The sequence below is a fragment of the Pseudomonas sp. N040 genome (genome assembly GCF_015637705.1).
GTDB lineage: Bacteria > Pseudomonadota > Gammaproteobacteria > Pseudomonadales > Pseudomonadaceae > Aquipseudomonas.
In genome coordinates this window covers 128,140-151,093 of the sequence record NZ_JADOBE010000005.1, presented here as the reverse complement: position 1 = coordinate 151,093, position 22,954 = coordinate 128,140, and the positions used below count along the sequence as shown (strand labels likewise).

21 protein-coding genes, 1 tRNA gene and 1 pseudogene are annotated in these 22,954 nt (G+C 62.5%); 11 read left to right on the top strand and 12 right to left on the bottom strand.

Translation table 11 applies throughout. From position 1 onward, the window contains the following. The first annotated feature begins 55 nt into the window (after positions 1–55). Positions 56–427, top strand: coding sequence for a carboxymuconolactone decarboxylase family protein (locus tag ISX93_RS09365; RefSeq protein WP_195778458.1), 372 nt, complete (start codon positions 56–58; stop codon positions 425–427). A 77-nt stretch (positions 428–504) separates the two neighbouring features. Here ISX93_RS09365 and ISX93_RS09360 read toward each other — a convergent pair whose 3' ends face one another. After that, a complete protein-coding gene (locus ISX93_RS09360; protein WP_195778457.1) occupies positions 505–1,065 on the bottom strand; it encodes a response regulator transcription factor in 561 nt (186 codons plus the stop codon). Positions 1,066–1,084: 19 nt separating this feature from the next. Next, a complete protein-coding gene (locus tag ISX93_RS09355) occupies positions 1,085–2,359 on the bottom strand; it encodes an ATP-binding protein (protein WP_195778456.1) in 1,275 nt (424 codons plus the stop codon). A 205-nt stretch (positions 2,360–2,564) separates the two neighbouring features. On the opposite strand from ISX93_RS09355, the gene ISX93_RS09350 reads away from it, so the two are divergent. Further along, positions 2,565–3,278, top strand: coding sequence for an SIMPL domain-containing protein (locus ISX93_RS09350; protein ID WP_195778455.1), 714 nt, complete (start codon positions 2,565–2,567; stop codon positions 3,276–3,278). Between the two features lie 26 nt (positions 3,279–3,304). Here ISX93_RS09350 and ISX93_RS09345 read toward each other — a convergent pair whose 3' ends face one another. From ISX93_RS09345 to ISX93_RS09330, 4 genes are all read right to left on the bottom strand, one after another. Beyond that, positions 3,305–4,243, bottom strand: a complete 939-nt coding sequence (locus ISX93_RS09345) for a biotin-dependent carboxyltransferase family protein (RefSeq protein ID WP_195778454.1) — start codon at positions 4,241–4,243, stop codon at positions 3,305–3,307. Beyond that, positions 4,240–4,917: a 5-oxoprolinase subunit PxpB gene (pxpB, locus tag ISX93_RS09340; RefSeq protein WP_195778453.1), complete on the bottom strand. Its 678-nt coding sequence runs from the start codon at positions 4,915–4,917 to the stop codon at positions 4,240–4,242. Before pxpB ends, ISX93_RS09345 begins: the two co-directional genes overlap by 4 nt. Continuing rightward, a complete protein-coding gene (locus ISX93_RS09335) occupies positions 4,914–5,657 on the bottom strand; it encodes a 5-oxoprolinase subunit PxpA (RefSeq protein ID WP_195778452.1) in 744 nt (247 codons plus the stop codon). Before ISX93_RS09335 ends, pxpB begins: the two co-directional genes overlap by 4 nt. 214 nt (positions 5,658–5,871) lie before the next feature. Further along, positions 5,872–7,035 (bottom strand): type III PLP-dependent enzyme, encoded by a 1,164-nt coding sequence (locus tag ISX93_RS09330; RefSeq protein ID WP_195778451.1) that lies wholly within the window; start codon positions 7,033–7,035, stop codon positions 5,872–5,874. A 156-nt stretch (positions 7,036–7,191) separates the two neighbouring features. On the opposite strand from ISX93_RS09330, the gene ISX93_RS09325 reads away from it, so the two are divergent. Next, positions 7,192–7,443 carry a hypothetical protein gene (locus ISX93_RS09325; RefSeq protein WP_195778450.1) on the top strand — a complete coding sequence of 84 codons (252 nt, stop codon included), beginning with the start codon at positions 7,192–7,194 and terminating at the stop codon, positions 7,441–7,443. Next, the gene (locus ISX93_RS09320) at positions 7,440–9,023 is read left to right on the top strand and encodes a peptide chain release factor 3 (protein WP_195778449.1); all 1,584 of its coding nucleotides are present in this window, start codon (positions 7,440–7,442) and stop codon (positions 9,021–9,023) included. The genes ISX93_RS09325 and ISX93_RS09320 overlap by 4 nt, the downstream gene beginning before the upstream one ends. Here ISX93_RS09320 and ISX93_RS09315 read toward each other — a convergent pair. Continuing rightward, positions 8,956–9,426: an endonuclease domain-containing protein gene (locus tag ISX93_RS09315; RefSeq protein ID WP_195778448.1), complete on the bottom strand. Its 471-nt coding sequence runs from the start codon at positions 9,424–9,426 to the stop codon at positions 8,956–8,958. The two genes, ISX93_RS09320 and ISX93_RS09315, sit on opposite strands and share 68 nt — an antisense overlap. Before the next feature lie 60 nt (positions 9,427–9,486). Here ISX93_RS09315 and ISX93_RS09310 point away from each other — a divergent pair, with 60 nt between their 5' ends. Together ISX93_RS09310 and ISX93_RS09305 are read left to right on the top strand one after the other, a co-directional pair. Continuing rightward, a complete protein-coding gene (locus ISX93_RS09310) occupies positions 9,487–10,302 on the top strand; it encodes a TatD family hydrolase (RefSeq protein WP_195778447.1) in 816 nt (271 codons plus the stop codon). Between the two features lie 56 nt (positions 10,303–10,358). After that, a complete protein-coding gene (locus ISX93_RS09305) occupies positions 10,359–11,267 on the top strand; it encodes an ROK family protein (protein ID WP_195778446.1) in 909 nt (302 codons plus the stop codon). On the opposite strand, the gene ampE is transcribed toward ISX93_RS09305, so the two are convergent. From ampE to ISX93_RS09290, 3 genes are all read right to left on the bottom strand, one after another. Further along, complete coding sequence (gene ampE / locus ISX93_RS09300; RefSeq protein ID WP_195778445.1) at positions 11,260–12,102, bottom strand: regulatory signaling modulator protein AmpE; 843 nt, start codon at positions 12,100–12,102, stop codon at positions 11,260–11,262. The two genes, ISX93_RS09305 and ampE, sit on opposite strands and share 8 nt — an antisense overlap. Before the next feature lie 16 nt (positions 12,103–12,118). Next, positions 12,119–12,667, bottom strand: coding sequence for a 1,6-anhydro-N-acetylmuramyl-L-alanine amidase AmpD (gene ampD, locus ISX93_RS09295; RefSeq protein WP_195778444.1), 549 nt, complete (start codon positions 12,665–12,667; stop codon positions 12,119–12,121). Between the two features lie 243 nt (positions 12,668–12,910). Next, entirely contained in the window at positions 12,911–15,238 is a 2,328-nt protein-coding gene (locus tag ISX93_RS09290; RefSeq protein ID WP_195778443.1) for a DUF1631 domain-containing protein, read from the bottom strand. Between the two features lie 276 nt (positions 15,239–15,514). Here ISX93_RS09290 and nadC point away from each other — a divergent pair, with 276 nt between their 5' ends. Then, a complete protein-coding gene (gene nadC / locus ISX93_RS09285) occupies positions 15,515–16,363 on the top strand; it encodes a carboxylating nicotinate-nucleotide diphosphorylase (protein WP_195778442.1) in 849 nt (282 codons plus the stop codon). 46 nt (positions 16,364–16,409) lie between these two features. On the opposite strand, the gene ISX93_RS09280 is transcribed toward nadC, so the two are convergent. Together ISX93_RS09280 and ISX93_RS09275 are read right to left on the bottom strand one after the other, a co-directional pair. Next, a tRNA-Thr gene (locus ISX93_RS09280) sits at positions 16,410–16,485 on the bottom strand. Positions 16,486–16,588: 103 nt separating this feature from the next. After that, positions 16,589–18,418, bottom strand: coding sequence for a PglL family O-oligosaccharyltransferase (locus ISX93_RS09275; protein WP_308705318.1), 1,830 nt, complete (start codon positions 18,416–18,418; stop codon positions 16,589–16,591). Between the two features lie 136 nt (positions 18,419–18,554). Here ISX93_RS09275 and ISX93_RS17120 point away from each other — a divergent pair. The 4 genes and pseudogenes from ISX93_RS17120 to ISX93_RS09255 form a co-directional block, all read left to right on the top strand. Further along, positions 18,555–18,660, top strand: a pseudogene (locus tag ISX93_RS17120) (prepilin-type N-terminal cleavage/methylation domain-containing protein); the annotation flags it as partial. A gap of 472 nt (positions 18,661–19,132) precedes the next feature. Next, a complete protein-coding gene (gene pilB / locus ISX93_RS09265; protein WP_195778439.1) occupies positions 19,133–20,839 on the top strand; it encodes a type IV-A pilus assembly ATPase PilB in 1,707 nt (568 codons plus the stop codon). 3 nt (positions 20,840–20,842) lie between these two features. Continuing rightward, complete coding sequence (locus ISX93_RS09260; protein WP_195778438.1) at positions 20,843–22,063, top strand: type II secretion system F family protein; 1,221 nt, start codon at positions 20,843–20,845, stop codon at positions 22,061–22,063. A 3-nt stretch (positions 22,064–22,066) separates the two neighbouring features. Further along, entirely contained in the window at positions 22,067–22,939 is an 873-nt protein-coding gene (locus tag ISX93_RS09255; RefSeq protein WP_195778437.1) for a prepilin peptidase, read from the top strand. The last annotated feature ends 15 nt before the right edge of the window (positions 22,940–22,954 follow it).

The following is a 22,954-nucleotide window of genomic DNA, read 5'->3' as shown; positions in this document are numbered from 1 at the left end:
CGACCAGCAACGCCGGGCCTGCCCGGCGTTGTCACATCTACTCAGGAGAACAGCGATGAGCGACAGCTACGAACAAGGCCTGAAAACCCGCCGCGAAGTGATGGGTGACGCCTTTGTCGATCGCGCCCTCGGTAACGCCACCGAGTTCACCCAGCCACTGCAGGATTACGTCAGTGAGCATGGCTGGGGCGCCGTGTGGACCCGCGAAGGGCTGGAGCGCAAGACCCGCAGCCTGATCACCCTGGCCGCGCTGACCGCGCTGAAGTGCCCGCAGGAACTCAAGGGCCATGTGCGCGGCGCGCTGAACAACGGCTGTACGGTCGCGGAAATCCGCGAGACGCTGCTGCATTGCGCGGTGTACGCCGGCATCCCGGCCGCCGTCGACGCCTTTCGCGCCGCGCAGGAAGTGCTCGACGAGCAGCCGTAGGCTGGCTTGAGCGCAGCGCTACCCATCAAGCAGCGATGGGTAGCGGCGCCAAGCGCCTCGACCCATCCGACAGGTTCCTAGCGCCGCACCGGGCGCTTCTGCAGCTTGCGCTGCAGGGTGCGCCGGTGCATGCCCAGCGCGCGGGCGGTGGCGGAGATATTGCCTTCGTGATCGGCCAGCACGCGCTGGATATGCTCCCACTGCAGGCGGTCCACCGACATCGGGTTTTCCGGCACCAGGGTTTCCAGGTCGGCATGCTGGGAGATCAGCGCCGTCAGCACGTCATCGGCATCCGCCGGCTTGCACAGGTAGTTGCAGGCGCCGCGCTTGATCGCCTCGACCGCCGTGGCAATGCTCGAATAGCCGGTGAGGATGAGCACGCGCATCTCCGCATCCAGCTCCAGCAGCCTGGGCAGCAGCAGCAGGCCGGAATCGCCCTCCATCTTCAGGTCAAGCACCGCATAGTCCGGCAGGTCCTCGCGTGCCAGCGCCAGGCCCTGTTCCGCCGAATTTGCCACGCTGACGCGCAAGCCGCGGCTGGCCATGGCGCGCGCCATGACCCGGGTGAAGGTCGGGTCGTCATCGACCAGCAACAGGTGCGGCTGTTCTTCGTCGTCCAGCTGGGGTTCTTCGCTCATCGGTTCTCCTTGGGCCCGCTCAGGGCAGGGCAAATGCATGCGGCAACTTCATTTCGGTGAGGGTGCCACCTTCCTCCAGGTTGTACAGCTTCACCGTGCCGCCGGCACGCGCCACACTCGCCTGGGTGAGAAACAGACCAAGGCCGAAGCCGCGCCCCTTGCCCTTGGTGGTGAAAAATGGCCGACCGAGCTGTTCGGCGATAGCCAGCGGCACCCCGGCACCGCGGTCGCGAATCCCCAGCACCAGCCACTGGTGATCCCAATCCAGCTGAATGTCCAGCTTGTCCGGGCAGGCATCGGCGGCGTTGTTCAGCAGATTCAGCAGCGCCTGGGTCAGATCCGCCGGCGGCATCAGCCGTGGCGGTGCGCCAACCCCGACCAGCCGGTAGCGGTAGCTCGCCTCCGGGCGCATCAGGTGCCAGCGGTTCAGGCTGGTTTCCAGCCACTCGATGGCGGTTTGCTCGACCACCGACTGGCGGCGATCGGCCTCGGCCGCCCGCACCAGCTGTTGCAGGGTGTCCTTGCACAGCTTGACCTGCTCCTGCAGCAGCGCCAGGTCATCCTGCAGCGACGGGTCGTTGCGGTGCTCGCGGCGCAGCTCCTTGAGCAGCACGCTGATGGTCGCCAGCGGCGTACCCAGCTCGTGAGCCGCGCCGGCGGCCTGGGTCGCAACGGCGAGCAGCTGCTGGTCGCGCAGGCTTTCCTCGTGCCGCTGGGCGCGCAGCTGATCCTGGCGGCGCAGGGTATCGGCCATCTTTACCACAAAGAAAGTGATGAAGGCGGCGGACAGGGCAAAGTTCAGCCACATGCCGAACAGGTGCAGGCTGATCAGCGTGGCTTCCTGGTGATTGCCGCTGAGGTGCAGCGGGTGATACCAGATCAGCAGTGCGGTATAGCCACTCAGCGCCAGCCCGCTGAGCAGCATCGAATAGACCCAGGGCAGGGTCGCCGCCGCAATCGTCAGCGGCACCAGGTAATAGGACACGAACGGATTGGTCGAGCCACCCGAGTAGTACAGCAAGGCGCTGTGGATCAGCAGGTCGCAGCCCAGCTGCACGGCGTATTCGAGCTCGGTGACCGGCCAGGGGCCGCGCAGGCGCAAGGCGGTCAGCAGGCAGACCCCCAGCGACACGCAGAGCGTCATGCCCAGGGACAGCCAGGGCAGCGGCAACAGGTCGGACTGATAGGCGAACCCCAATGCCCCCGCTTGCGCTGCCAGCACCAGCAGGCGGATAAAGGTCAGGCGCCAGAGATTCTGCCGACTGGCGGACAACAACTGCACGGGGGTAATCATGAGCGCTCCAGGAAAACCAGCCCGGCGAGTATACCCAAGCGGCAACCTAGGCTGCTGCGCTGCGTCAACCCGCCACACGCTGGCGGAACCCTGCAGCCGTTCGCCAGTCAGAGCTGACGCCCGGCGTTCACGCCAAGACTGGCGAGTCTGCTTTAATCGCCTTGTCTGCCGTGACGACCGACTCCCAACCCGCAAAGGAAATCCCATGCGCAATTGCACTTCCGCTGCTGCCTGCCTGGCGTTCGCCAGCGCTGTCCTGCTGAGCCTGCCGGCAGTCGCCGACGACCTCCCGTACAACCAGGTCGCCCTGCGCGCCGAAGTCAGCCGCACGGTGGCCCATGACGACATGCAGGTGATCCTCTACAGCGAGGCCCAGGACCGCGATCCGGAGCAGCTGGCCAGCCTCACCAGCAAGACCATGAACAGCGCACTGAGCAAGGCCCGCGCGGTCAAGGACGTGCGGGTCAGCCTCGGCAGTCGTCACAGCTATCCGCTGTATGACGCCAAGACGCAGCAGCTCACTGGCTGGCGTGAACGCGCCGAACTGCGCCTGGAAAGCAGCAACTTTGCCGCCCTCGCGCAACTCGCGGCCGAGCTGGTCGGTGAGCTGAAGATGGGAGGAATGAGCTTCAGCATCGCCGCCGGAACCCGCCAGGCCACCGAGGACCTGCTGCTCAAGGATGCCATCCAGGCCTTCAACGCGCGCGCCGCACTGGTCAGCCAGGCACTGGGCGGCAAAAGCTTCCGCCTGGTCAGCCTGAACCTCAACAGTGCCGGCTTCCAGCCGCCTATGCCGATGCGCATGAGCGCCATGAAAGGCATGGCCATGGCGGACGCGGCACCGCCCCAGGAAATCGAGGCCGGCAGCAGCGAAGTACTGGTCACCGCCGATGGCGTGATCGAAGTGCTGATGCCATAGGCTGGTGTAACCCGGCGTGGCTGTCGTCAGGCAGCGCCGCGGAAGAACCGGTAGAAGCGCAACAGCTCGGCCTGCGCCTCGGCCAGGCTGACCGGGACGAAATTCAGCGAATGATGGGCCGGACACTGCGCCAGCCGGCCAAGGTCGAGCGGATGCAGCCAGCCCAGCAGCGGGTAGCCGCCCATGCTCTGGCGATCGGCCAGCAGGATGATCGGCTGGCCATCCGCCGGCAGCTGGATCGCCCCGTTGCTGACCCCCTGTGACCACTGGCGCGCTTGCGGCAAGCCGGGCAGCGTCAGGGCGGCACCATACAGACGGGCACCCATGCGGTCCGAGTGCGGGCTGAGGCGCCAACCGTGGGCAAAGAAACCCTGCAGCTGCGCCTCGGCAAACAGCGCGGCATCGCCACCGAGGATCACCCTCAGGGTCGGCGCCAGGCGGTAGTCCGGCTGGTAGCGGGCCGGCACGCTGGCGGCTGCCGGCAGTGCGCGCGATGCAAAGACCAGCCGATCCCCGGCTTGCAGGGCACGGCCGTCAGCGTGCAAACCACCAAGGCCTTCGCGTTGCTGGGTGGCCACACTGCCAAGCTGCGCCGGGGCGGCAAAGCCACCAGTCACGGCCAGATAGCCGCGCTGGCCACTGCGCGCCGACCCCAGCTGCAGGTGCTGGCCGGCATGCACGGCAAAGCGCGACCAGTTCAGCTGCGCCTGGCCGTCGAGGCTGATTGGCAGGTCGGCCCCCGTCACGGCAACCCAGCCGTCAGCCTGGCACTCCAGGCTCAAGCCGCCCAGCGCCACCTCCAGCAACGGGCTGCCCCAGGGGTTGCCCAGCAGGTGATTGGCCCAGGCCGCCGCGTGCAGGTCCGCCGGACCGCAGGGCGAGACCCCCAGATGCTGCCAGCGCGCCCGCCCGGCATCCTGCAACAGGCTCTGCGGCCCCGGCCGCAGTACCAGAAAACCGCTCACGGCTGGCCGCCCTCGGTCAGATAGGTGGCGTGATCGACCGGGACGAAACGCACCCGGTCGCCAATCGCCAGCCGGCAGGCCGGGCTGGCCTGCAGGTCGAACAGGCGCCACGGGCACAAGCCGAGCAGATGCCAGCCACCGGGCGATGCCTGCGGGTAGATTGCCGTCTGCCGCTCGGCGATCGCCAGGCTGCCGGCGGGCACGCGCAACCGCGGGGTGCTCCGGCGCGGCATGGCCAGGCGTGCATCCAGTTCGCCCAGGTAGGCAAAGCCCGGAGCAAAGCCGATGGCACCCACCCGGTACTCGACGGCACTGTGCAGGCTGATCACGGCGTCCACGCTCAGGCCGCACTGCTGCGCCACCAGGGGTAGATCCTCCCCGGCATACCACACCGGCAATTCCAGCAGCGGGCCGGGTTCGGTGCTGGGCGTCTCGCCCAGCCAGGTTTCGAGCAGCGGCTGGAGCTGTTCGAGCAGCTGCGTTTGGCTGATCTGCAGCAGGTCGTAATGCAACAGCAGGCTGGTCCAGGCCGGCACCAGGTCGACCAGCGCCGGCCCCAGCTGCGCCCGGATGCGCGCCGCCAGTGCGTTGATCCGCAGCGGCAGCGCGGCATCCGGCTGTTCTGCCAGCACCAGCAGCAAGGCTTCGGCGCCGGCCGGCTCGATACGGATCACAGGCTGTCCAGCAGCGCCCGCAACCGCCGCAGCACCGCCAGCGCGTGTGGATTGTCGCCGTGCACGCACAGGCTGTCGGCCTGCAGCCGCAGCGGCTGGCCGTCGATAGCGGCAAAGGCCGCGGCATGGGCGATGGCGCAGGCTTGGGCCAGGATCCGCTCGGCATCCTGATGCAGCGCACCCGCCTGCTCGCGCGGCGCCAGCCGACCGTCGGCCAGATAGGCGCGGTCGGCGAAGGCTTCGAACAGCAGCGGCACGCCCGCGACAGCAGCCAGTCGCTGCTCACGCCGGTTATCCGGCAGCGCCTGCAGCATCAGCGGCAAGTCCGGCCGCACGCAGGCGCACGCCCGCAGCACCGCCGCCAGCAGTTCATCACTGCGTTGCAGGTCGTGGTACAGCGCGCCGTGGGGTTTGACATAGTCGACACGCGTCCCGGCAGCACGGCAAAAGGCCTCCAGCGCGCCCAGCTGATAGAGCACCAGGGCTTCGACTTCCGCCGCCGAGCAGGCCAGGTGGCGCCGGCCGAAACCGGCCAGGTCCGGATAGGCCGGATGCGCGCCGATGCTCACCCCGTGCTGCACCGCCAGCGCCACGCTGCGTTGCATGGTCAGCGGATCGCCGGCATGGAAGCCGCAGGCCAGGTTGGCCTGGTCGATCAACGGCATGGCGTGCACATCGTCGCCCATTTGCCAGGCGCCGAAGCTTTCGCCCATGTCGCAATTGAGCTGTATTCGTGGCATTCAAATCCCTCCTTGATCGCCTAAGCACGATAGACCAGCACTACGGGCAAAAAGCACAAGGCCCGCAATAAAAGCGGGCCTTGTTGGTTGCACGGAACTTCGCAGGTTGGGTTGAGCGTAGCGAAACCCAACATGGCGGCACGACATCCCCGTGCGATCACTGCCGTTGGGCTACGTCGCTACGCGACTCAATCCAACCTACACGACACCCGCTTTACAAGTAGTAGGACTTCAGCGGCGGGAAGCCATTGAACTCCACCGCACTGTAGCTGGTGGTGTAGGCGCCGGTGGACAGCCAGTACAGGCGATCACCGATGGCCAGGTTGAGGGGCAGGCCGTACTTGTAGTTCTCGTACATGATGTCGGCGCTGTCGCAGGTCGGGCCGGCGATCACCACGTCTTCCATCTCGCCTTTCTTCTCGGTCCAGATCGGAAACTTGATCGACTCGTCCATGGTCTCGATCAGGCCGCTGAACTTGCCCACATCGACATACACCCAGCGCTCCACGGCGGTCCGCGACTTGCGCGCGACCAGCACCACTTCGCTGACCAGGATGCCGGCGTTGGCAATCAGCGAGCGACCCGGCTCGAGGATGATTTCCGGCAGGTCATCACCGAAGTCTTCCTTGAGGAAGCGGATGATTTCCTCGGCGTAGGTTTCCAGGCTGTTGGTGCGGGTGATGTAGTTGGCCGGGAAGCCGCCGCCCATGTTGATCAGCTTGAGTTCGATGCCGTCTTCTTCCTTGAGGCGCTCGAAGATCACCTTGACCTTGGCAATCGCCGCATCCCACACGGAGATGTCGCGCTGCTGCGAACCGACGTGGAAGGACAGGCCATAAGGCACCAGGCCGAGGTCACGGGCGAGGATCAGCAGGTCCATGGCCATGTCGGTCTGGCAACCGAACTTGCGCGACAGCGGCCAATCGGCGGTGGTCGAGCCTTCGGTGAGAATGCGTACATAGACTTTCGAGCCCGGCGCAGCCTTGGCTATGTTGCGCAGGTCGGCTTCCGAGTCGGTGGCATACAGGCGCACACCCTTCTCGTAGAAGTAGCGGATGTCCTTGGATTTCTTGATGGTGTTGCCGTAGCTGATGCGCTCCGGACCAACGCCGCGGCTCATCACCTTGTCCAGCTCGTAGATCGAGGCGATGTCGAAGCTCGAACCCTTGTCCTTGAGCAGATCGATGATTTCCACCGCCGGATTGGCCTTGACCGCGTAATACACCTTGGCGAACTCGAAACCGGCGCGCAGGTCATCGTAGGCCTGGCTGATGGTTTGGGTGTCGATCACCACGAACGGGGTTTCATGCTGGTCGGCGAATGCTTTCATTCGCTGGAAGGTTTCGCGCGGGTAGTAGTCTTCGACCTTGATAGGCATAGGGAACGCTCCATTGGCAGAACAATGTTGATTGAGGGGTGGCCGGCAATTGCCGGGCCGCGAACGCCTAATCCGTTTCCCCACTTTGGTTCGCCTACTTCCCAAGGCATGTCGCCGAGAACCCTGCGGGTCTCTCGTCGGCAGTACTTGAGCCGCATGGATCGTTTCCAGCATGGACGTTCGGGCGCGAACTTTAGGACCATGCTCCCGCGAGATCAATCAAAAATTGCCGCTTTTTGCGTACCGGTTGTCACCTGCCTGACCGGCTGTTTTTCATATCGCACAAGACGTTACGGAATACTGCACAAGCCGCAGCCATCAAGGCTTGCACGCATCCGCCTGCAGCGCCCGATTTACCGCTATAATCGCCGCCATTTTGCCATTCCAGACCAGGTTTTCCGCCCATGAGCATGCAGGCCGCCGAAGTTGCCAAACGCCGCACCTTCGCCATCATTTCCCACCCCGACGCCGGCAAGACCACCATCACCGAAAAGCTCCTGCTGATGGGCAAGGCGATTGCCGTGGCCGGCACCGTGAAGTCGCGCAAGTCCGACCGGCATGCCACCTCCGACTGGATGGAGATGGAAAAGCAGCGCGGCATCTCGATCACCACCTCGGTCATGCAGTTCCCCTACCGCGAGCAGATGATCAATCTGCTCGACACCCCCGGCCACGAGGACTTCTCGGAAGACACCTACCGCACCCTGACGGCGGTGGACAGCGCGCTGATGGTGCTCGACGGCGGCAAGGGCGTCGAGCCGCGCACCATTGCGCTGATGGAAGTCTGCCGCCTGCGCGATACGCCGATCGTCAGCTTTATCAACAAGCTCGACCGCGATATCCGCGACCCGATCGAACTGCTCGACGAGATCGAGGCGGTGCTGAAAATCAAGGCGGCACCGATCACTTGGCCGATCGGCTGCTACAAGGACTTCAAGGGCGTCTACCACCTGGCCGGCGACTACATCATCGTCTACACCCCGGGCCACGGCCACGAGCGCACCGAGGTCAAGATCATCCAGCATCTGGACTCCGACGAAGCGCGCGCCCACCTGGGCGACGAATACGAGCGCTTCCTCGAGCAGCTGGAGCTGGTGCAGGGCGCCTGCCACAGCTTCGACCAGCAAGCTTTCTACCAGGGCCAGATGACCCCGGTGTTCTTCGGCACCGCACTGGGCAACTTCGGCGTCGACCACGTGCTCGACGCCATCGTCGACTGGGCGCCACGGCCGTTGCCGCGGGTTGCCAACGAGCGGGTCGTCGAACCGACCGAGGAAAAGTTCAGTGGCTTCGTGTTCAAGATCCAGGCAAACATGGATCCCAAGCACCGCGACCGCATCGCCTTTATGCGCATCTGCTCGGGCAAGTACGAGAAAGGCATGAAGATGCGCCATGTGCGCCTGGGCAAGGACGTGCGCATCGGCGATGCGCTGACCTTCTTCTCCAGCGAGCGCGAGATGCTGGAAGAGGCCTACGCCGGCGACATCATCGGCCTGCACAACCACGGCACCATCCAGATCGGCGACACCTTCACCGAGGGCGAGACGCTGGGCTTCACCGGCATCCCGCACTTCGCCCCGGAACTGTTCCGCCGCGTGCGCCTGAAAGACCCGCTGAAATCCAAGCAATTGCGCCAGGGCCTGCAACAGCTGGCCGAGGAAGGCGCGACCCAGGTGTTCTTCCCCGAGCGCAGCAACGACATCATCCTCGGCGCGGTCGGTGTGCTGCAGTTCGACGTGGTCGCCAGCCGCCTGAAAGAAGAATACAAGGTCGAGTGCGCCTACGAGCCGATCACCGTGTGGTCGGCACGCTGGATCGACTGCAGCGACAAGAAGAAGCTCGAAGACTTCAAGGCCAAGGCGGTGGAGAACCTCGCCATCGACGGCGGCGGCCACCTCACCTACCTGGCCCCGACCCGGGTCAACCTGGCGCTGATGGAAGAACGCTGGCCGGATGTGAAGTTCCGCGCCACCCGCGAGCATCATTGAGCGCTAAAGCCCCTCTCCCCAGCCCCTCTCCCGCAGGCGGGAGAGGGGCTGGGGGAAAGGGCAGCTCTTGCTCCAGCCACAAGCGAATGGACTCCAGCACAGCCTCCCCCTGCTGCAACACATCGTCATTCCAGAATCGCAGCACCTGATAGCCCTGCGCATTCAGCCTGCGCGTTCGACTGTCATCATATTCAGCGCAATCCGCATGCTGCCCGCCATCCAGCTCAATGATCAGCCCGCGGGCATGACAGACAAAATCGACGATATAGGCGCCCATCGGCACCTGCCGTTTGAATTTCAATTCCATGCAGCGATGACCACGCAACTGCCGCCACAACCACCTTTCCGCATCGGTTTGCCGACTACGCAACCGGCGTGCGCGCTCCCGCTTCCGCTCATCCATGAGTTAACCTCTTTCCAGGCCTTCCAAGGCCATACCTCAACCTCAAAGCCAGCCCAACCCATGCACCTGATCGACACCCACACCCACCTCGACTTCCCCGACTTCGATGCCGATCGCAGTGAAGTCCTGGCGCGCAGCCGGGCGGTCGGGGTGCGGGAAATCGTCCTGCTCGGGGTCTATCAGGCCAACTGGCAGCGCCTCTGGGAGCTGGCGCTGACGGATGAAGGGCTGTATGCCGCCTTCGGCCTGCATCCGATCTACCTGCAGCAACATCGCGCCGAGCATCTGCGCGAGCTGCGCGACTGGCTGCAACGCCTGGTCGGCCATCCCAAGCTGTGCGCCGTGGGCGAAATCGGGCTGGATTACTTTCTGCCGGAACTGTCGTCGGCTGACCAGCAAAGCCTGTTCGAGGCGCAGCTCGGCCTGGCCGCGGAATTCGACCTGCCAGTCCTGCTGCATGTGCGCCGCGCCCACGCGGCAACCATTGCCACCCTCAAGCGCTACAAGCTCAAGCGTGGCGGCATCGTCCACGCCTTCGCCGGCAGTCTCGAAGAGGCGCGGGAGTACATCAAGCTGGGCTTCAAGCTCGGCCTCGGCGGCGCCCCCACCTGGCCGCAGGCCAACCGCTTGCGCAAGGTGGTCGCACAATTGCCGCTGGACGCCATCGTACTGGAAACCGATGCGCCGGACATGGCCCCGGCCATGCACCCGCAGCAACGCAACAGCCCGGAATACCTGGCGGACATCTGCGCCGCGCTGGCGCTGCTGAAGAATATCGACAGCGAAGAGCTGGCCCGGGCCAGTTCGCAGAATGCGCTGGCTGTATTCGGCTGGCCGCCCCGGTCTGATCACCCCGCACGAGAAGTGGCGGACTGAAAGAGCCGGCCGCAGGCACTAACCATTTACCACTGGCAGCAGACTCGAGGGCACGCATGCGAACCTCCCCACAGCTGGGCATCGACCTGGGTGGCAGCAAGATCGAAATCATTGCCCTGCAGGACGGCAAGCCGTTGCTGCGCGAACGCATCGGCACACCGCAAGGCGATTATCCGGGCACCCTGGCGGCGCTCTGCGGCCTGGTCAGGCGTGCCGAACTACAGTTGGGCGCCACCTGCAGCCTGGGTGTTGGCATCCCCGGCAGCCGCTCACCGGCGGATGGCCGGATCAGGAATGCCAATTCCGTGTGCCTCAACGGCCAGGACCTGCTGGGTGACCTGCAACAGGCCTTGCAACGTCCCGTGTGCCTGGCCAATGACGCCGACTGTTTCACCCTCTCGGAGGCCACCGATGGTGCCGGCGCCGGAGCGCCGAGTGTGTTCGGGGTGATTCTGGGCACCGGCGTTGGCGGTGGGCTGGTGGTCCATGGCCGCCTGCTGCAGGGCCCGAACGCCATCGCCGGCGAATGGGGGCATAACCCGTTGCCCTGGCGCACTGCCGCGGACGGTCCCGCACTCGCGTGCTATTGCGGACTGCAGGATTGCATCGAGACCTTTCTCTCCGGCCCCGGCTGGGCAGCGCGCAGCGGACTGGGGCTGGATGCCAGCCAACTGGCGCTGGCGGCCAGACAGGGCAATCCTCCGGCGAGACTGGCCCTTGAGCATTACTGCGAGCAACTGGCCCGCAGCCTGGCCACAGTCATCAACCTGCTGGATCCGCACGTGATCGTGCTGGGCGGCGGCCTGTCGAACATGCCCGAACTTTACCAGAGCGTTCCCTCGCTGCTGCCGCGCCATGTGTTCGCCGACCAGCTCAACACGCGCCTGCTGCCGGCCCGCCACGGTGACTCCAGCGGTGTGCGCGGCGCCGCCTGGCTCGGCGCAAAAGCTCGCTCGGCTATCTGAGCCAGAGCAGGGTCGCAATCGCCAGAGCGCCATACCAGACCACAGCGCAACGGATCAGCAGCTGCCAGATCGCATCAAGGCTGGCGACGCCCGCGTCGCCAGGCGCGGGCTCGGCAACTTCTGCACCGGCCAAACCGGTGTCGAGCAACAATCTGGCGGCCGGGATCTCCCAGCTGAGCAGCTCGTGCAGCAAGGTCTGCATCACCGCAACAAAATTACCCGCCAGACCAAAACTGAGCGCCAGCACCCGCACAGGTAACCAGTCCAGTGCATGCCGCAAGGCCATGGCCTGCTGGCGCAATGGTGGCTGGGCGGCATGCGCCTCGGTCATGGCCAGCAGACGGTAGGCCAGTGCCGGCAAAGGCCCGAGCAAGGCGTACCAGAAAATGACGGCGAAGAAGCCCTGATAGCCCTCCCACAGCAGATAGCCCTGAACATTGCGCAACAACTGGGCATCATCCTCGCCGTCGACCCCCAGATCACGCGCGGCAACCAGATAGGCCGCCTCCTCATCGCCACGCCGCCAGGCATCCCTGAACGGGCCCAGGGTAGCCAGTACATCGCCCCGCCCCAGGCAATACATCATCACCAGCAGATGCACCGGCAGCGCCAGCCAGCCATACAGCAGCGGTGCCAGGGCCAGCAAGAGCAAGCCGAGCAGGGCAACCGGAACCAGCACCAGCAAGCCCAGCGTCAACTCCGGGGCGCTGGCGAGCCGCGAGTTGGCTTCGCTACTGGCCAGCCAGTGCAGCCACAGGCCATCCCGCTGGATACGCTGGCGCCAGCCGGAGAATTTCTCCACCAGCAAGGCCAGCAAAAGCACCAGAAAGCTCATCGGTAATTCTCCTCAGTCAGGCCGGCAAGGAACTGAACAGTCGCGACCAGTCAAACGCCGGGCCGGGATCCGTCTTGCGCCCCGGCGCGATATCGCAGTGCCCGCAGATACGCTCGGCGGTGAGTTGTGGATAGTAGCTTTGCAGCTCTCGGATCAGGTTGCTCAGGGCAGCATACTGGAGATCGCTGTAAGGCTGCTCGTCCGTCCCTTCCAGCTCTATGCCGAGGGAGAAATCATTGCAGCCCTGCCGTCCGGCAAACGCTGACACGCCAGCATGCCAGGCGCGATCCAGGCATGACACGAACTGTATGAGCGTACCGTCGCGCTCGATCAGAAAATGCGCAGAAACCTGCAAGCTGGCAATCGCGGAAAAATACGGGTGCTCGCACGGATCCAGCCGGTTACAGAACAGCTCCTCGACCTTGCCCGTACCAAACTGGCCAGGCGGCAGGCTGATGTTGTGAATTACCAGCAGGGAGATCTCGGCGGCCGGGCGGGCGTTGAAGTTGGGTGAAGGACAATGCCGGATGCCTGCGCACCAGCCTGTCCGGGGATCCAGCTGCATAGTTGCTCCTTTGACAGGTGACAGGTGCTTACTCCAGGGTCTGTTGGCCCGGTCCCTGATTGGCAGGAGCGTCACCCTCGACGCGATGGGCCGGTAAGAGCTCGCGCCGGGGCCGGCGCTAGAAATCGCATGAATGTTCAACCTATTTAAGGGCCGGATCAATACGGCAGCGCATCCTGCAGGCCAAGCCGCAGAAACAACAAGGCCCGGCATGCACCGGGCCCTGCGACGGCCAGCAGAACGTCAGGCACCCTTGAGGCGTCGCAAGTTGCCGATCACCGACTCCAGCGCACGGTCAAACAACAGCGCATCATCCAGCAAGCGTACCGCTCCCCGGCGAAATTCCACGGCCAGGCCCATGCGGGTCTTTTCCAGGACCTTCATGCCCGCGCGGTTAACAAAGATGTATTTGCCCGAGTGTTTGAGAACGGTCGCCAGTTTGCAGCGAAGCTTGCGCTCGCCGGCTTCCTGCAACTCTACCCAGCTGCCTACATGCAGGTTATCTACCCGCTGCAGGGCTTCATCTTCGACACCCAGCACGATGTCCGGCTCAGTGTTACGCACTTCCCCAGGTGCCAGCAGGACGATTTCTTCCAGCACTTCGACCATTACCGGAGGCGCAGCCGCGACCAGGTGCATGGCCATGCCGACGAAGGCCAGGTCACCCTTGGCGAACTCATCCGGCACCTCGGCGTCCAGCGCCTCGACAGCAGATACCGGCTCATCCGCCACGCCCTCGCCCGTCAGATCTGCCGGCATGTCGCGGCGGAAGCCCTGAAACGCCTGCGCATGCAAGGCTTCCAACTGGGCAAAATAGTCACCATCGGCAACTGGGTCGAGCGCCGCGTCGGCCATCCCGGCGCGCAACGACTTCAACAGGTTCGGTACCAGCTGCAACAGGCGCAAGCGTACTTCCGCACCGCCGTCATGCGGCTCGACGCTCCAGATCAGATCATCCATGGTCTGCAGCGCGCCCTGCCATTCCGCAGAGTCCTGACCATGCTTGAGGCACGCCAGGAGCATGACCTTGCTCCAGGCCTCGTGCAGCAACGACACCACCACTTGCGGCAGCGTCCTGCCCACCAGCCTTGCGTTCAGCTCCTGCTCGACCTGCAAGCGCGCCACCTCGGCCTTGGCTCGTCCTTCCTCGGCATCCCTGGTGCGTTGCTCCAGCAAATCGGAACGCCGGCGTTCGTTACCGGTAAAGGCAATAAAGTCGGCTAGCAATTCGGAAAAGATCGCCGGATCGTCGACAAACTCGTTGAGCAGCCGGACCACCACCTGCTCGATCTTCAGGTACAGGCTGTCACGCCGGGTGTCGTCCTGATCGGCCCAGCCCAGCGAGGCCGAGGCAATTTCATTCAGCAGGCGGCGCGCCGGATGGCTGCCACGGCCAAAGAAAGTCTTGTCCAGCACCGCCACCTTGAGCATGGGAATCTGCAAGCGGCTGATCAGTGCCTTCAGCGAATCGGGCAGGCTGCGATCATCGAGAATGAACTCGAACAGCATGGCGACCAGATTGATCACATCGTCATCGACCCGCCCGACCACGCGCGCACGGCCGCTCTTGGCGCTGGCGCGGACCAGCAGCTGATCCAGGTGATCGCGCACATCCGCTTCCGCGGCATCCGCGGGCAGGCGCTGCTGCAGATGCGAAAGCAGGCGCATCAGGTCATTGCTGGAAATCGGCGCGGCATCGGCGGGCTGTGCCCGCTGCGGCAATGCCGTCCCGCGCACCTGCGACAGCAACTCCTGCAACACCCCGAAGGCATGCTGCATGCTGCTTTGATCTCCATCGGCAGGTGTTACTGCGGTCATGCCTGCTGCCGGGACCGATGCGTCAGCAGTGCGCGCCTCCTGAGTCTTGCGCGGCGGAGCCGACTTCAGGTCCGGCAGCACACCGGCTTCTGCCAGCAACTGGTTGGACTGTGCATACAGTTCCCCCAACTGGCTGAGCACATACTTCTCGAACAACTTGAAAATGATCAGCTTTACGCGGATCTCCACGCCCAGGCCACTGCAGGCCGCAAGAAAGCTCTCACACAGGGCTGCCGGACCAAGCGGATTGTTCTTGTCATCCAGCTTGCGGCTGATCAGCGCATTGAAACGGGTGGTAAGGTGTCCGAGGGCAACACCGTTAGCGCACAAGGCCTTGGTCACCATGGCATCGACTGCCACCGTTTCCTCGAGCACGTCGGTATTCATCAGCGACAGGTTGTCGAAGGAAATACTCTCGAGCACCGGGGGCCTGCCGATTTCGACCCGATTGAGCGCGGCGAAATTCTCGCGCACCTTATTCAGGAAGCCCTGCTCGATACCCTTGCGCTTGAGGCGCAAATCACGCATCGCCTCGAAGAAATCATTCTGCTCGCCGTTACTGTCAGCGCGGTCGACCATCTGGAACAAGGTGTCATCCGCGTTATCGAACAGCGCCTGGAGCGACTGCTTGAGCTGCTGGGTCGCCTTGTCACCAACCGACATGAGGGCCACGGGCAATCTGCCCACGGCTGAGGCACCCGGATGATCAGGGGCAACGCTACTGAGTTGCACCACTTTCGCGTCAGTCTGCATTGCAGTCTCCCGCAAACCATAGCCACCGATGGGTAGCCAAGGTCAGCATAGCATTCGAACAAAATCCCATAATCGCCATAAAATTGGCGTCAAAATAATTTACAACTGCATTATAGGCGGATCACGCAGGCGACCAAGCAGCAAGCAGCACTTCCATGCGCCAGATCACAAAATCGAGATAATTATTCCTTGCTCAACACACAAGAAACCCGGCGGACTCGCCGCATCAGCCATCCGGCGTACGTATAATCTGCCCCAAACCCAGCGGAGCACAGCATGCCCAACCTTACCCTTGCCGACCTGGCCAGCGAGATCCGCCTCAATGCGCAGCTCGCCCTGCAGGAAGACATCGGCAGCGGCGACATTACCGCCCAGCTGATCCCGGCCGAGCGCCAGGCCAAAGCCACGGTCATCACCCGCGAGAACGCCACCATCTGCGGCACCGCCTGGGTCGACGAAGTCTTCCGCCAGCTTGATCCGCACACCCGGGTCATCTGGCACGTCCGGGACGGCGACCAGGCCCGGGCCAACCAGACCCTGTTCAGCCTGGAAGGCCCCGCCCGCGTCCTGCTCAGCGGCGAACGCTGCGCGCTGAATTTCCTCCAGACCCTGTCCGCCGTAGCCACCCACTGCCACCACTACGCCGCGCTGGTGGCCGACACCCCGGTAAAACTGCTGGACACCCGCAAGACCCTCCCCGGCCTGCGCCTGGCCCAGAAGTACGCGGTCACCTGCGGCGGCTGCCACAACCACCGGATCGGCCTGTATGACGCCTTCCTGATCAAGGAAAACCATATCGCCGCCTGCGGTGGCATCGCCCAGGCAGTGGCTGCCGCCCACCAACTCGCGCCAGGCAAACCGGTCGAAGTGGAAGTGGAAAACCTTGCCGAACTGCAACAGGCGCTGGACGCTGGCGCCGATATCATCATGCTCGACGAACTCAGCCTGGCCGACATGCGCACCGCTGTCGCCCTCAGCGCCGGCCGCGCCAAGCTCGAAGCCTCCGGCGGCATCAACCAGGACACGTTGCGCAGCATTGCCGAAACCGGCGTCGACTATATATCGATGGGCACCCTGACCAAGGACATAAAGGCCATCGACCTGTCGATGCGGCTGTCGATGTGATCCATCCAGAAATGCCAAGGCCCCGCATGCGGGGCCTTGGTACATATGGTGCCGGAGACAGGAATCGAACCTGCGACCTTCGCGTTACGAGTGCGCTGCTCTACCGACTGAGCTACACCGGCGGCGGGGCATAACTTAGCAGCCAGCAGCAGGACAGGCAATTCCCGGGCCCGGCAAATCACCCGCCAATGCAAATCCGGCAATGCCGGACAGCACTCTGAATATCTAGCGCGCCGGCTCCTCACTGTCAGCCGGCAGCCCAGCCAGGAGAAAATCGAAGCCTGCGGATGGTTGCGCCCTAATCACTGCCTCGATCTGCCTGCGAAATTCATCCTTCGACTTGGGAAATACCGCTAGCATCTGGTCGCGAACGCGCAGGGCTTCCTCCTTGCGTCCCGCCATGGCCAAGGCCATCGCGTAACGTGAGCTGACCCTGTAAATGGGCCGATAGCGATACATTCGCGCCAGCTCTTCAAGCTCGATCGAGAGCATTCTCGGACTGAGCTCGTAGTACTTGTAATAAAGCTTCAAACCATCCGGCGCCAGCAGGGGATCCTGCACCATCCGGTCAATGAAGCGAAAATCCACCGCAATCGCATCGCCTGCCTTGAGTTCAGGGTTCAGGCCAGCGAAGTAAAACCTGACCAGTTCTGCAAAAATCCACATATAGAAGAAAAGCGCAGCCAGCGCCGCGACAATTACCCCGGCACCCAGCAGCCGGCCGCCTGAAACCTCGCGCGAAGGCATGCCCGCAGCCAGGACGAAAAAGCCCAGAACGAAAAACGACATCAGCCACAAGGGAAATTCGAAAAAGCTGTAGACCAGCAAGGCACTCAAAATGATCGCCTGAATCGGTTGATCCAGGCCTATCGCCCGCCATAACACACTGGCAATCATCACCCCCATGCCGAGCATCCAGAGCAAGCCGGGTATGCCGAATTCCAGCAAGAGCTGCAGGTAGGAGTTGTGCGAATGATTCCACAGCAGCGTCAGCGGGGCCTGCGCTTGCAAATGCATGGTGTAGCTGGCTCCTGCATACCCACCGGGCCCAACGCCCCAGGGCAAAGCCTCAAGCATTACCTGCCAGGCTATTCTCAACTCGCCAAAACGACTGTCGGCAAGAAATCCTTCGCGCGCCTTGAACAGATCAGCGGAAATCCCCGGCCAGGGCATCAATCCAATCGACTTCAGGTAAATCGTCAACTGCTGATCAAGCTCGAATACAGCTGGCCGGACCAACACAAACAGCAAGGCAAAAGCCAGCAACCAGCCAACCAAGCCATAACGCCTCACCCTTGACGCCTGAATCACTGCGATCAACACCACCACGGCATAGATCAGGTAGATCACCCGCGTCCCGCTAAGCACCAGGCCGTAGCAGTACAGAAGCCCCAAGGGCGCAGACAGCCAAACCGGTAGCTGGCGGACGTGCAACAGCCAGAGTCCGCTCACCCCGCCCAGCAACAACAACACCGCGAAATAGTTGCTCTGGCCGATCAGCCCCTGTAACCGCCCCGTACCTGGGTCTGGAAAGTAGAGCGCCAGCCACGCCCATACGCCATAAAACTTGGCCAGCCCCAGCACCAGCGACAGCAACGACAATCCGAACAGGAACCACGCCATGCGCCCTGCGAACAGCTGCGGCTCATGCTGCCAGCCATAGCAACCACCGAGCTGGATCACCGCCATGCCGACGATCCAGAATCCGGCATAGGCATACAGCGACGAGTCGAACGGATGAGCAACAGTGACACTGGAAACCAGCAACAACCCGCCGAAACCCAGCCACCACAGGCACAGGGCATTGACCAGGAAGCGACCGCGCAGCAACAACAGCACCCCGGCAAGCACCACTACGGCGGCACCCAGACCGATGTTTTCCAGGTGATTGGCGAACGGCCAGATATGCAGGGGCTGCAGGAATGCCAGAGCCACCACCAGCAGAAATGCCCATAGACACCAGACCACCGATACCGATTCAGGAGCAAAACTGCCGTTTTTTGTCACATCAACCTTGACCATTCCCCGCTTGACTCCCTGATAATTGCTCGCCACAGCCTCCAATCCCTGCCACCCAGGCCGGATTGGCCTGAATCGAAAGAAAACCACAAAGCTGGCAAGCTTTGTGCAATGACGTAATGGCCAATCGGCACTACGCCTAACCTAGAATGCTAACTAGCGGAGACTTCACATGAAAGCACAAAAGGGTTTTACCCTGATCGAACTGATGATCGTTATTGCGATCATCGGTATCCTGGCCGCCATCGCCATCCCCCAATACACTGACTACCTGACCCGCTCCTCCGAGCGCGCCTGTCTGGCCGAAACCAAGACTGCCGCCAACCAGGTAGCTGCGGCCCGCGCCGACGGCCAGTCCGATCCAACCACCTTCCAGACTGCCGCTTGCTCCGGAATCGTAGCTGCGAACACCACAGTGACTGGCACCCCAGCGCGTGCTGGCACAGCGGCCCAAGTCATCACTGTACCGGCTCCATGATGCATGCCTGACCACTCAAGTGGTCAGATTGCTTCACGCAGGTACAAGACAAGACCGCTTCGGCGGTCTTGTCTTTTCGATCAGTCTGTGCCGACTGGCCCACCCCATGCACAAGCCCACCCGACAGCCCGACATAGCTGCGGTGAAAACCGCCCGCTGCTGCAATACCCGCCAAGCTGCTAGGATGCGCCCATACACAGCAAGCAGAGCTACCCAGCACCCCATCTTGCCGATAAGCTCCTGCAAAAGCGCAGCAAACATCCGGGCCTCCTATGAACGATACCGTGACTACCCTCTCCGGCCTGGCAAGACAGATTGTGCTTGCCGAACTGCTTGACGAGAAATCCACCCTGACGGCGCAGAACCAGGCGCTGCGCAACAAGCAGTCGCTGGTGACCTATCTGGTGCAGAACAAGCTGGTCAAGAGCCGCGCGATCATCAGCGTGGTCGCCGAGCAGTTTGGCTCGCCCTTTCTCGACCTGAGCAGCGTCGAGCCCGACAACCAGCCGAAAGACCTGGTCAGCGAAAAACTGATTCGCCAGCATCGCGCCCTGCCGCTGTTCCGCCGCGGCAACAAGCTGTTTATCGGCGTATCGGACCCGACCAATCACCAGGCGGTCACCGACATCCAGTTCTCCACCGGCCTGACCACCGAATCCATCCTGGTCGAGGACGACAAGCTCGGCGATGCCATCGAAAAGTTTTTCGACCAGGCCAGCAGCGGCATGGACGATCTGGGCGACGTCGACCTCGACGGCCTGGATATCCAGGCTGTCGATGACGAAAAAAACGATGCCGGCGAGGGCAACGCAGCCGATGACGCCCCAGTGGTGCGCTTCGTCAACAAGATGCTGCTGGATGCCATCAAGTCCGGCTCCTCCGACCTGCACTTCGAGCCCTACGAAAAAACCTACCGGGTACGTTTCCGTACCGACGGCATACTCAGCGAAATTGCCCGGCCGCCGATCCAGCTGGCACCGCGGATCTCCGCCCGCCTCAAGGTCATGGCCAGCCTGGACATTTCCGAACGGCGCAAGCCGCAGGATGGCCGGATCAAGATGCGCATCTCGAAAAACCAGTCGATCGATTTCCGCGTGAGCAGTTGCCCGACCCTGTGGGGCGAAAAGATCGTCATGCGGATCCTCGACCCCTCGAGCGCGAAGATGGGCATCGATGCCCTCGGCTACGAGGAAGTGCAGAAAGATCTGTACATGAGCGCGCTCAAGCAACCCCAGGGCATGATCCTGGTGACCGGCCCCACCGGCTCGGGCAAAACCGTATCGCTGTATACCGGGCTGAACATCCTCAACACCGCCGACGTCAACATCTCGACCGCCGAGGATCCGGTTGAAATCAACCTGGAGGGGATCAACCAGGTCAACGTCAACCCCAAGCAGGGCATGGACTTCACCGCCGCCCTCAAGGCATTCCTGCGCCAGGATCCGGACATCATCATGGTTGGGGAAATCCGCGACCTGGAGACTGCCTCGATTGCGATCAAGGCGGCACAAACCGGCCACATGGTCATGTCCACCCTGCACACCAACAGCGCCGCGGAAACCCTGACCCGCCTGCGCAACATGGGCGTGCCCTCGTTCAATATCGCCACCTCGGTCAACCTGATCATTGCCCAGCGCCTGGCCAGAAAGCTCTGCAGCCACTGCAAGAAAGTGCTGGACATTCCGGCCAAGGCGCTTCTCGAAGAAGGTTTCCCCGAAGACCAGATTGGCACCTTCAAGATTTATGGTCCGGTCGGCTGCGATAATTGCAATGGCGGCTACAAAGGCCGTGTCGGAATATATGAAGTGGTTAAAAACACGCCGGCCCTGCAACGAATTATCATGGAAGAAGGCAACTCGATTGATATTTCAGTGCAGATGCGCAAAGACGGCTTTAATGATCTGCGAACCTCTGCGTTATTGAAGGCGATGCAGGGCATTACCAGCCTCGAAGAAGTAAACCGCGTAACCAAGGAATAAGCCATGGCCGTAAAAGCGACTCAACCCAGCACCTTCAGCTGGGAAGGCACCAACAAGTCCGGCGCCAAGATGAAGGGCGAAATGCGCGGAGAAAATCCGGCGCTGGTCAAGGCTCAACTCCGCAAGCAAGGCATCAGCGCGACCAAAGTCCGCAAGAAATCCGCCTCCCTGTTCAGTGCCGGAAAAGCAATCAAGCCGATGGACATTGCGCTGTTTGCCCGGCAAATGGCCACCATGATGAAAGCCGGTGTCCCGCTGCTGATGTCATTCGACATCATCAGCGAGGGTCTGGAAAACCCGAACATGCGTGTCCTGGTCGAGGAGGTTAAACAAAACGTAGCGGCTGGCAATAGTTTCGCCGCCTCGCTGCGCATGCATCCACTGTACTTCGATGACCTTTTCTGCAACCTGGTGGAAGCCGGGGAGCAGGCTGGCGCGCTGGACACCCTGCTGGATCGGGTGGCCACCTACAAGGAAAAGACCGAAGCACTCAAGGCCAAAATCAAGAAGGCCATGAAATACCCGATTGCCGTACTGGTGGTCGCGACGATAGTAACCTGCATTCTGCTGCTTAAAGTGGTACCCACCTTTGCATCGGTATTTAGCGGTTTCGGGGCCGAACTCCCGGCCTTTACCCTCTTCGTGGTCGGCTTGTCTGATGGCCTGCAGGAGTACTGGTATCTATTTATCGGCGTTATCGGTGGCTCCATCGTGGGATTCAGCGAGGCGCGCAAGCGCTCGGAGAAATTTCGTGACCAGCTCGACCATTTGATTCTCAAGATGCCGATTGTAGGCGACATCACTTTCAAATCTTCAGTCGCCCGCTTTGCGCGGACCCTGGCGACTACCTTTGCAGCTGGCGTCCCCTTGGTTGAAGCGCTGGACTCGGTGGCCGGCGCCACCGGCAACGTAGTCTTCAAAAATGCCGTACTCAGAATCAAGCAGGAAGTGAGTTCCGGCATACAGCTGAACTTCTCCATGCGCAGTACCGGGGTGTTCCCGTCCATGGCGATCCAGATGACCTCCATCGGCGAGGAGTCTGGCGCCCTGGATATCATGCTGGACAAGGTGGCCAGCTTTTACGAGGCGGAAGTGGATAACGCGGTTGACGGCCTGACCAGCCTGATGGAGCCGATCATCATGTCGTTCCTCGGCGTGGTGGTTGGCGGGCTGGTGATTGCCATGTATCTGCCAATCTTCCAAATGGGCAACGTCATCGGATAACCAATGAACCTACTTGATCTGCTGGCCGGCAATTTGCCGGCCTTTGTATTCCTAACATTCGTCTTCGGCCTGCTGATCGGCAGCTTTCTGAACGTGGTGATTTATCGACTGCCGAAGATGATGCAGCGCGATTGGGAAAATCAGGCGCGCGAATACCTGCAACTGCCCGAACAGGCCAGCGCTACAACCTTCAACCTGATTCTGCCGAACTCGCAATGCCCGCATTGCGGGCATGAAATCCAGGTATGGGAAAACATCCCGCTGCTCAGTTGGCTGGCCCTGCGCGGCAAATGCTCTGCCTGCAAGGCGCCGATCAGCAAGCGCTACCCCGCCGTTGAGCTGGCCTGCGGGTTGTTATCCGCGTATGTGGCCTGGCACTTCGGCTTCACCTGGCAAGCGGGCGGAATGCTGCTGCTTAGCTGGGGACTGTTGACCATGAGTCTGATCGACGCGGATCATCAGTTGCTGCCTGACGACCTGGTGCTGCCACTGCTCTGGCTGGGCCTGATCGTCAACAGCTTCGGCCTGTTCACCTCGCTGCCCGAAGCACTCTGGGGAGCAGTAGCCGGCTACCTGAGCCTGTGGCTGGTGTACTGGCTGTTCAAGCTGGTTACCGGCAAGGAAGGCATGGGCTATGGCGATTTCAAGCTGCTGGCCATGCTGGGTGCCTGGGGCGGCTGGCAGGTGTTGCCGCTGACCATCTTGCTGTCGTCACTGGTCGGCGCCGTGCTCGGGGTGATCATGCTGCGCTTGCGCAATGCGGAAACCAGCACACCTATCCCCTTTGGCCCCTACCTGGCCATAGCCGGCTGGATTGCCTTGATCTGGGGTGAGCAGATCACCGCCAGTTACCTGAAATTTGCCGGGTTCAACTAAGCGCCAGTTTCGCTA

Coding starts and splice junctions, on each gene's coding strand:
- nadC (WP_195778442.1), top strand. CDS start 15,515: ATGCCCAACCTTACCCTTGCCGACCTGGCCAGCGAGATCCGCCTCAAT.
- ISX93_RS09325 (WP_195778450.1), top strand. CDS start 7,192: ATGGATCGTTTCCAGCATGGACGTTCGGGCGCGAACTTTAGGACCATG.
- ISX93_RS09330 (WP_195778451.1), bottom strand. CDS start 7,035: ATGCCTATCAAGGTCGAAGACTACTACCCGCGCGAAACCTTCCAGCGA.
- pilB (WP_195778439.1), top strand. CDS start 19,133: ATGAACGATACCGTGACTACCCTCTCCGGCCTGGCAAGACAGATTGTG.
- ISX93_RS09305 (WP_195778446.1), top strand. CDS start 10,359: ATGCGAACCTCCCCACAGCTGGGCATCGACCTGGGTGGCAGCAAGATC.
- ISX93_RS09355 (WP_195778456.1), bottom strand. CDS start 2,359: ATGATTACCCCCGTGCAGTTGTTGTCCGCCAGTCGGCAGAATCTCTGG.
- ISX93_RS09315 (WP_195778448.1), bottom strand. CDS start 9,426: ATGGATGAGCGGAAGCGGGAGCGCGCACGCCGGTTGCGTAGTCGGCAA.
- ISX93_RS09365 (WP_195778458.1), top strand. CDS start 56: ATGAGCGACAGCTACGAACAAGGCCTGAAAACCCGCCGCGAAGTGATG.
- ISX93_RS09350 (WP_195778455.1), top strand. CDS start 2,565: ATGCGCAATTGCACTTCCGCTGCTGCCTGCCTGGCGTTCGCCAGCGCT.
- ISX93_RS09320 (WP_195778449.1), top strand. CDS start 7,440: ATGAGCATGCAGGCCGCCGAAGTTGCCAAACGCCGCACCTTCGCCATC.
- ISX93_RS09260 (WP_195778438.1), top strand. CDS start 20,843: ATGGCCGTAAAAGCGACTCAACCCAGCACCTTCAGCTGGGAAGGCACC.
- ampD (WP_195778444.1), bottom strand. CDS start 12,667: ATGCAGCTGGATCCCCGGACAGGCTGGTGCGCAGGCATCCGGCATTGT.
- ISX93_RS09290 (WP_195778443.1), bottom strand. CDS start 15,238: ATGCAGACTGACGCGAAAGTGGTGCAACTCAGTAGCGTTGCCCCTGAT.
- ISX93_RS09360 (WP_195778457.1), bottom strand. CDS start 1,065: ATGAGCGAAGAACCCCAGCTGGACGACGAAGAACAGCCGCACCTGTTG.
- ISX93_RS09335 (WP_195778452.1), bottom strand. CDS start 5,657: ATGCCACGAATACAGCTCAATTGCGACATGGGCGAAAGCTTCGGCGCC.
- ampE (WP_195778445.1), bottom strand. CDS start 12,102: ATGAGCTTTCTGGTGCTTTTGCTGGCCTTGCTGGTGGAGAAATTCTCC.
- ISX93_RS09310 (WP_195778447.1), top strand. CDS start 9,487: ATGCACCTGATCGACACCCACACCCACCTCGACTTCCCCGACTTCGAT.
- ISX93_RS09255 (WP_195778437.1), top strand. CDS start 22,067: ATGAACCTACTTGATCTGCTGGCCGGCAATTTGCCGGCCTTTGTATTC.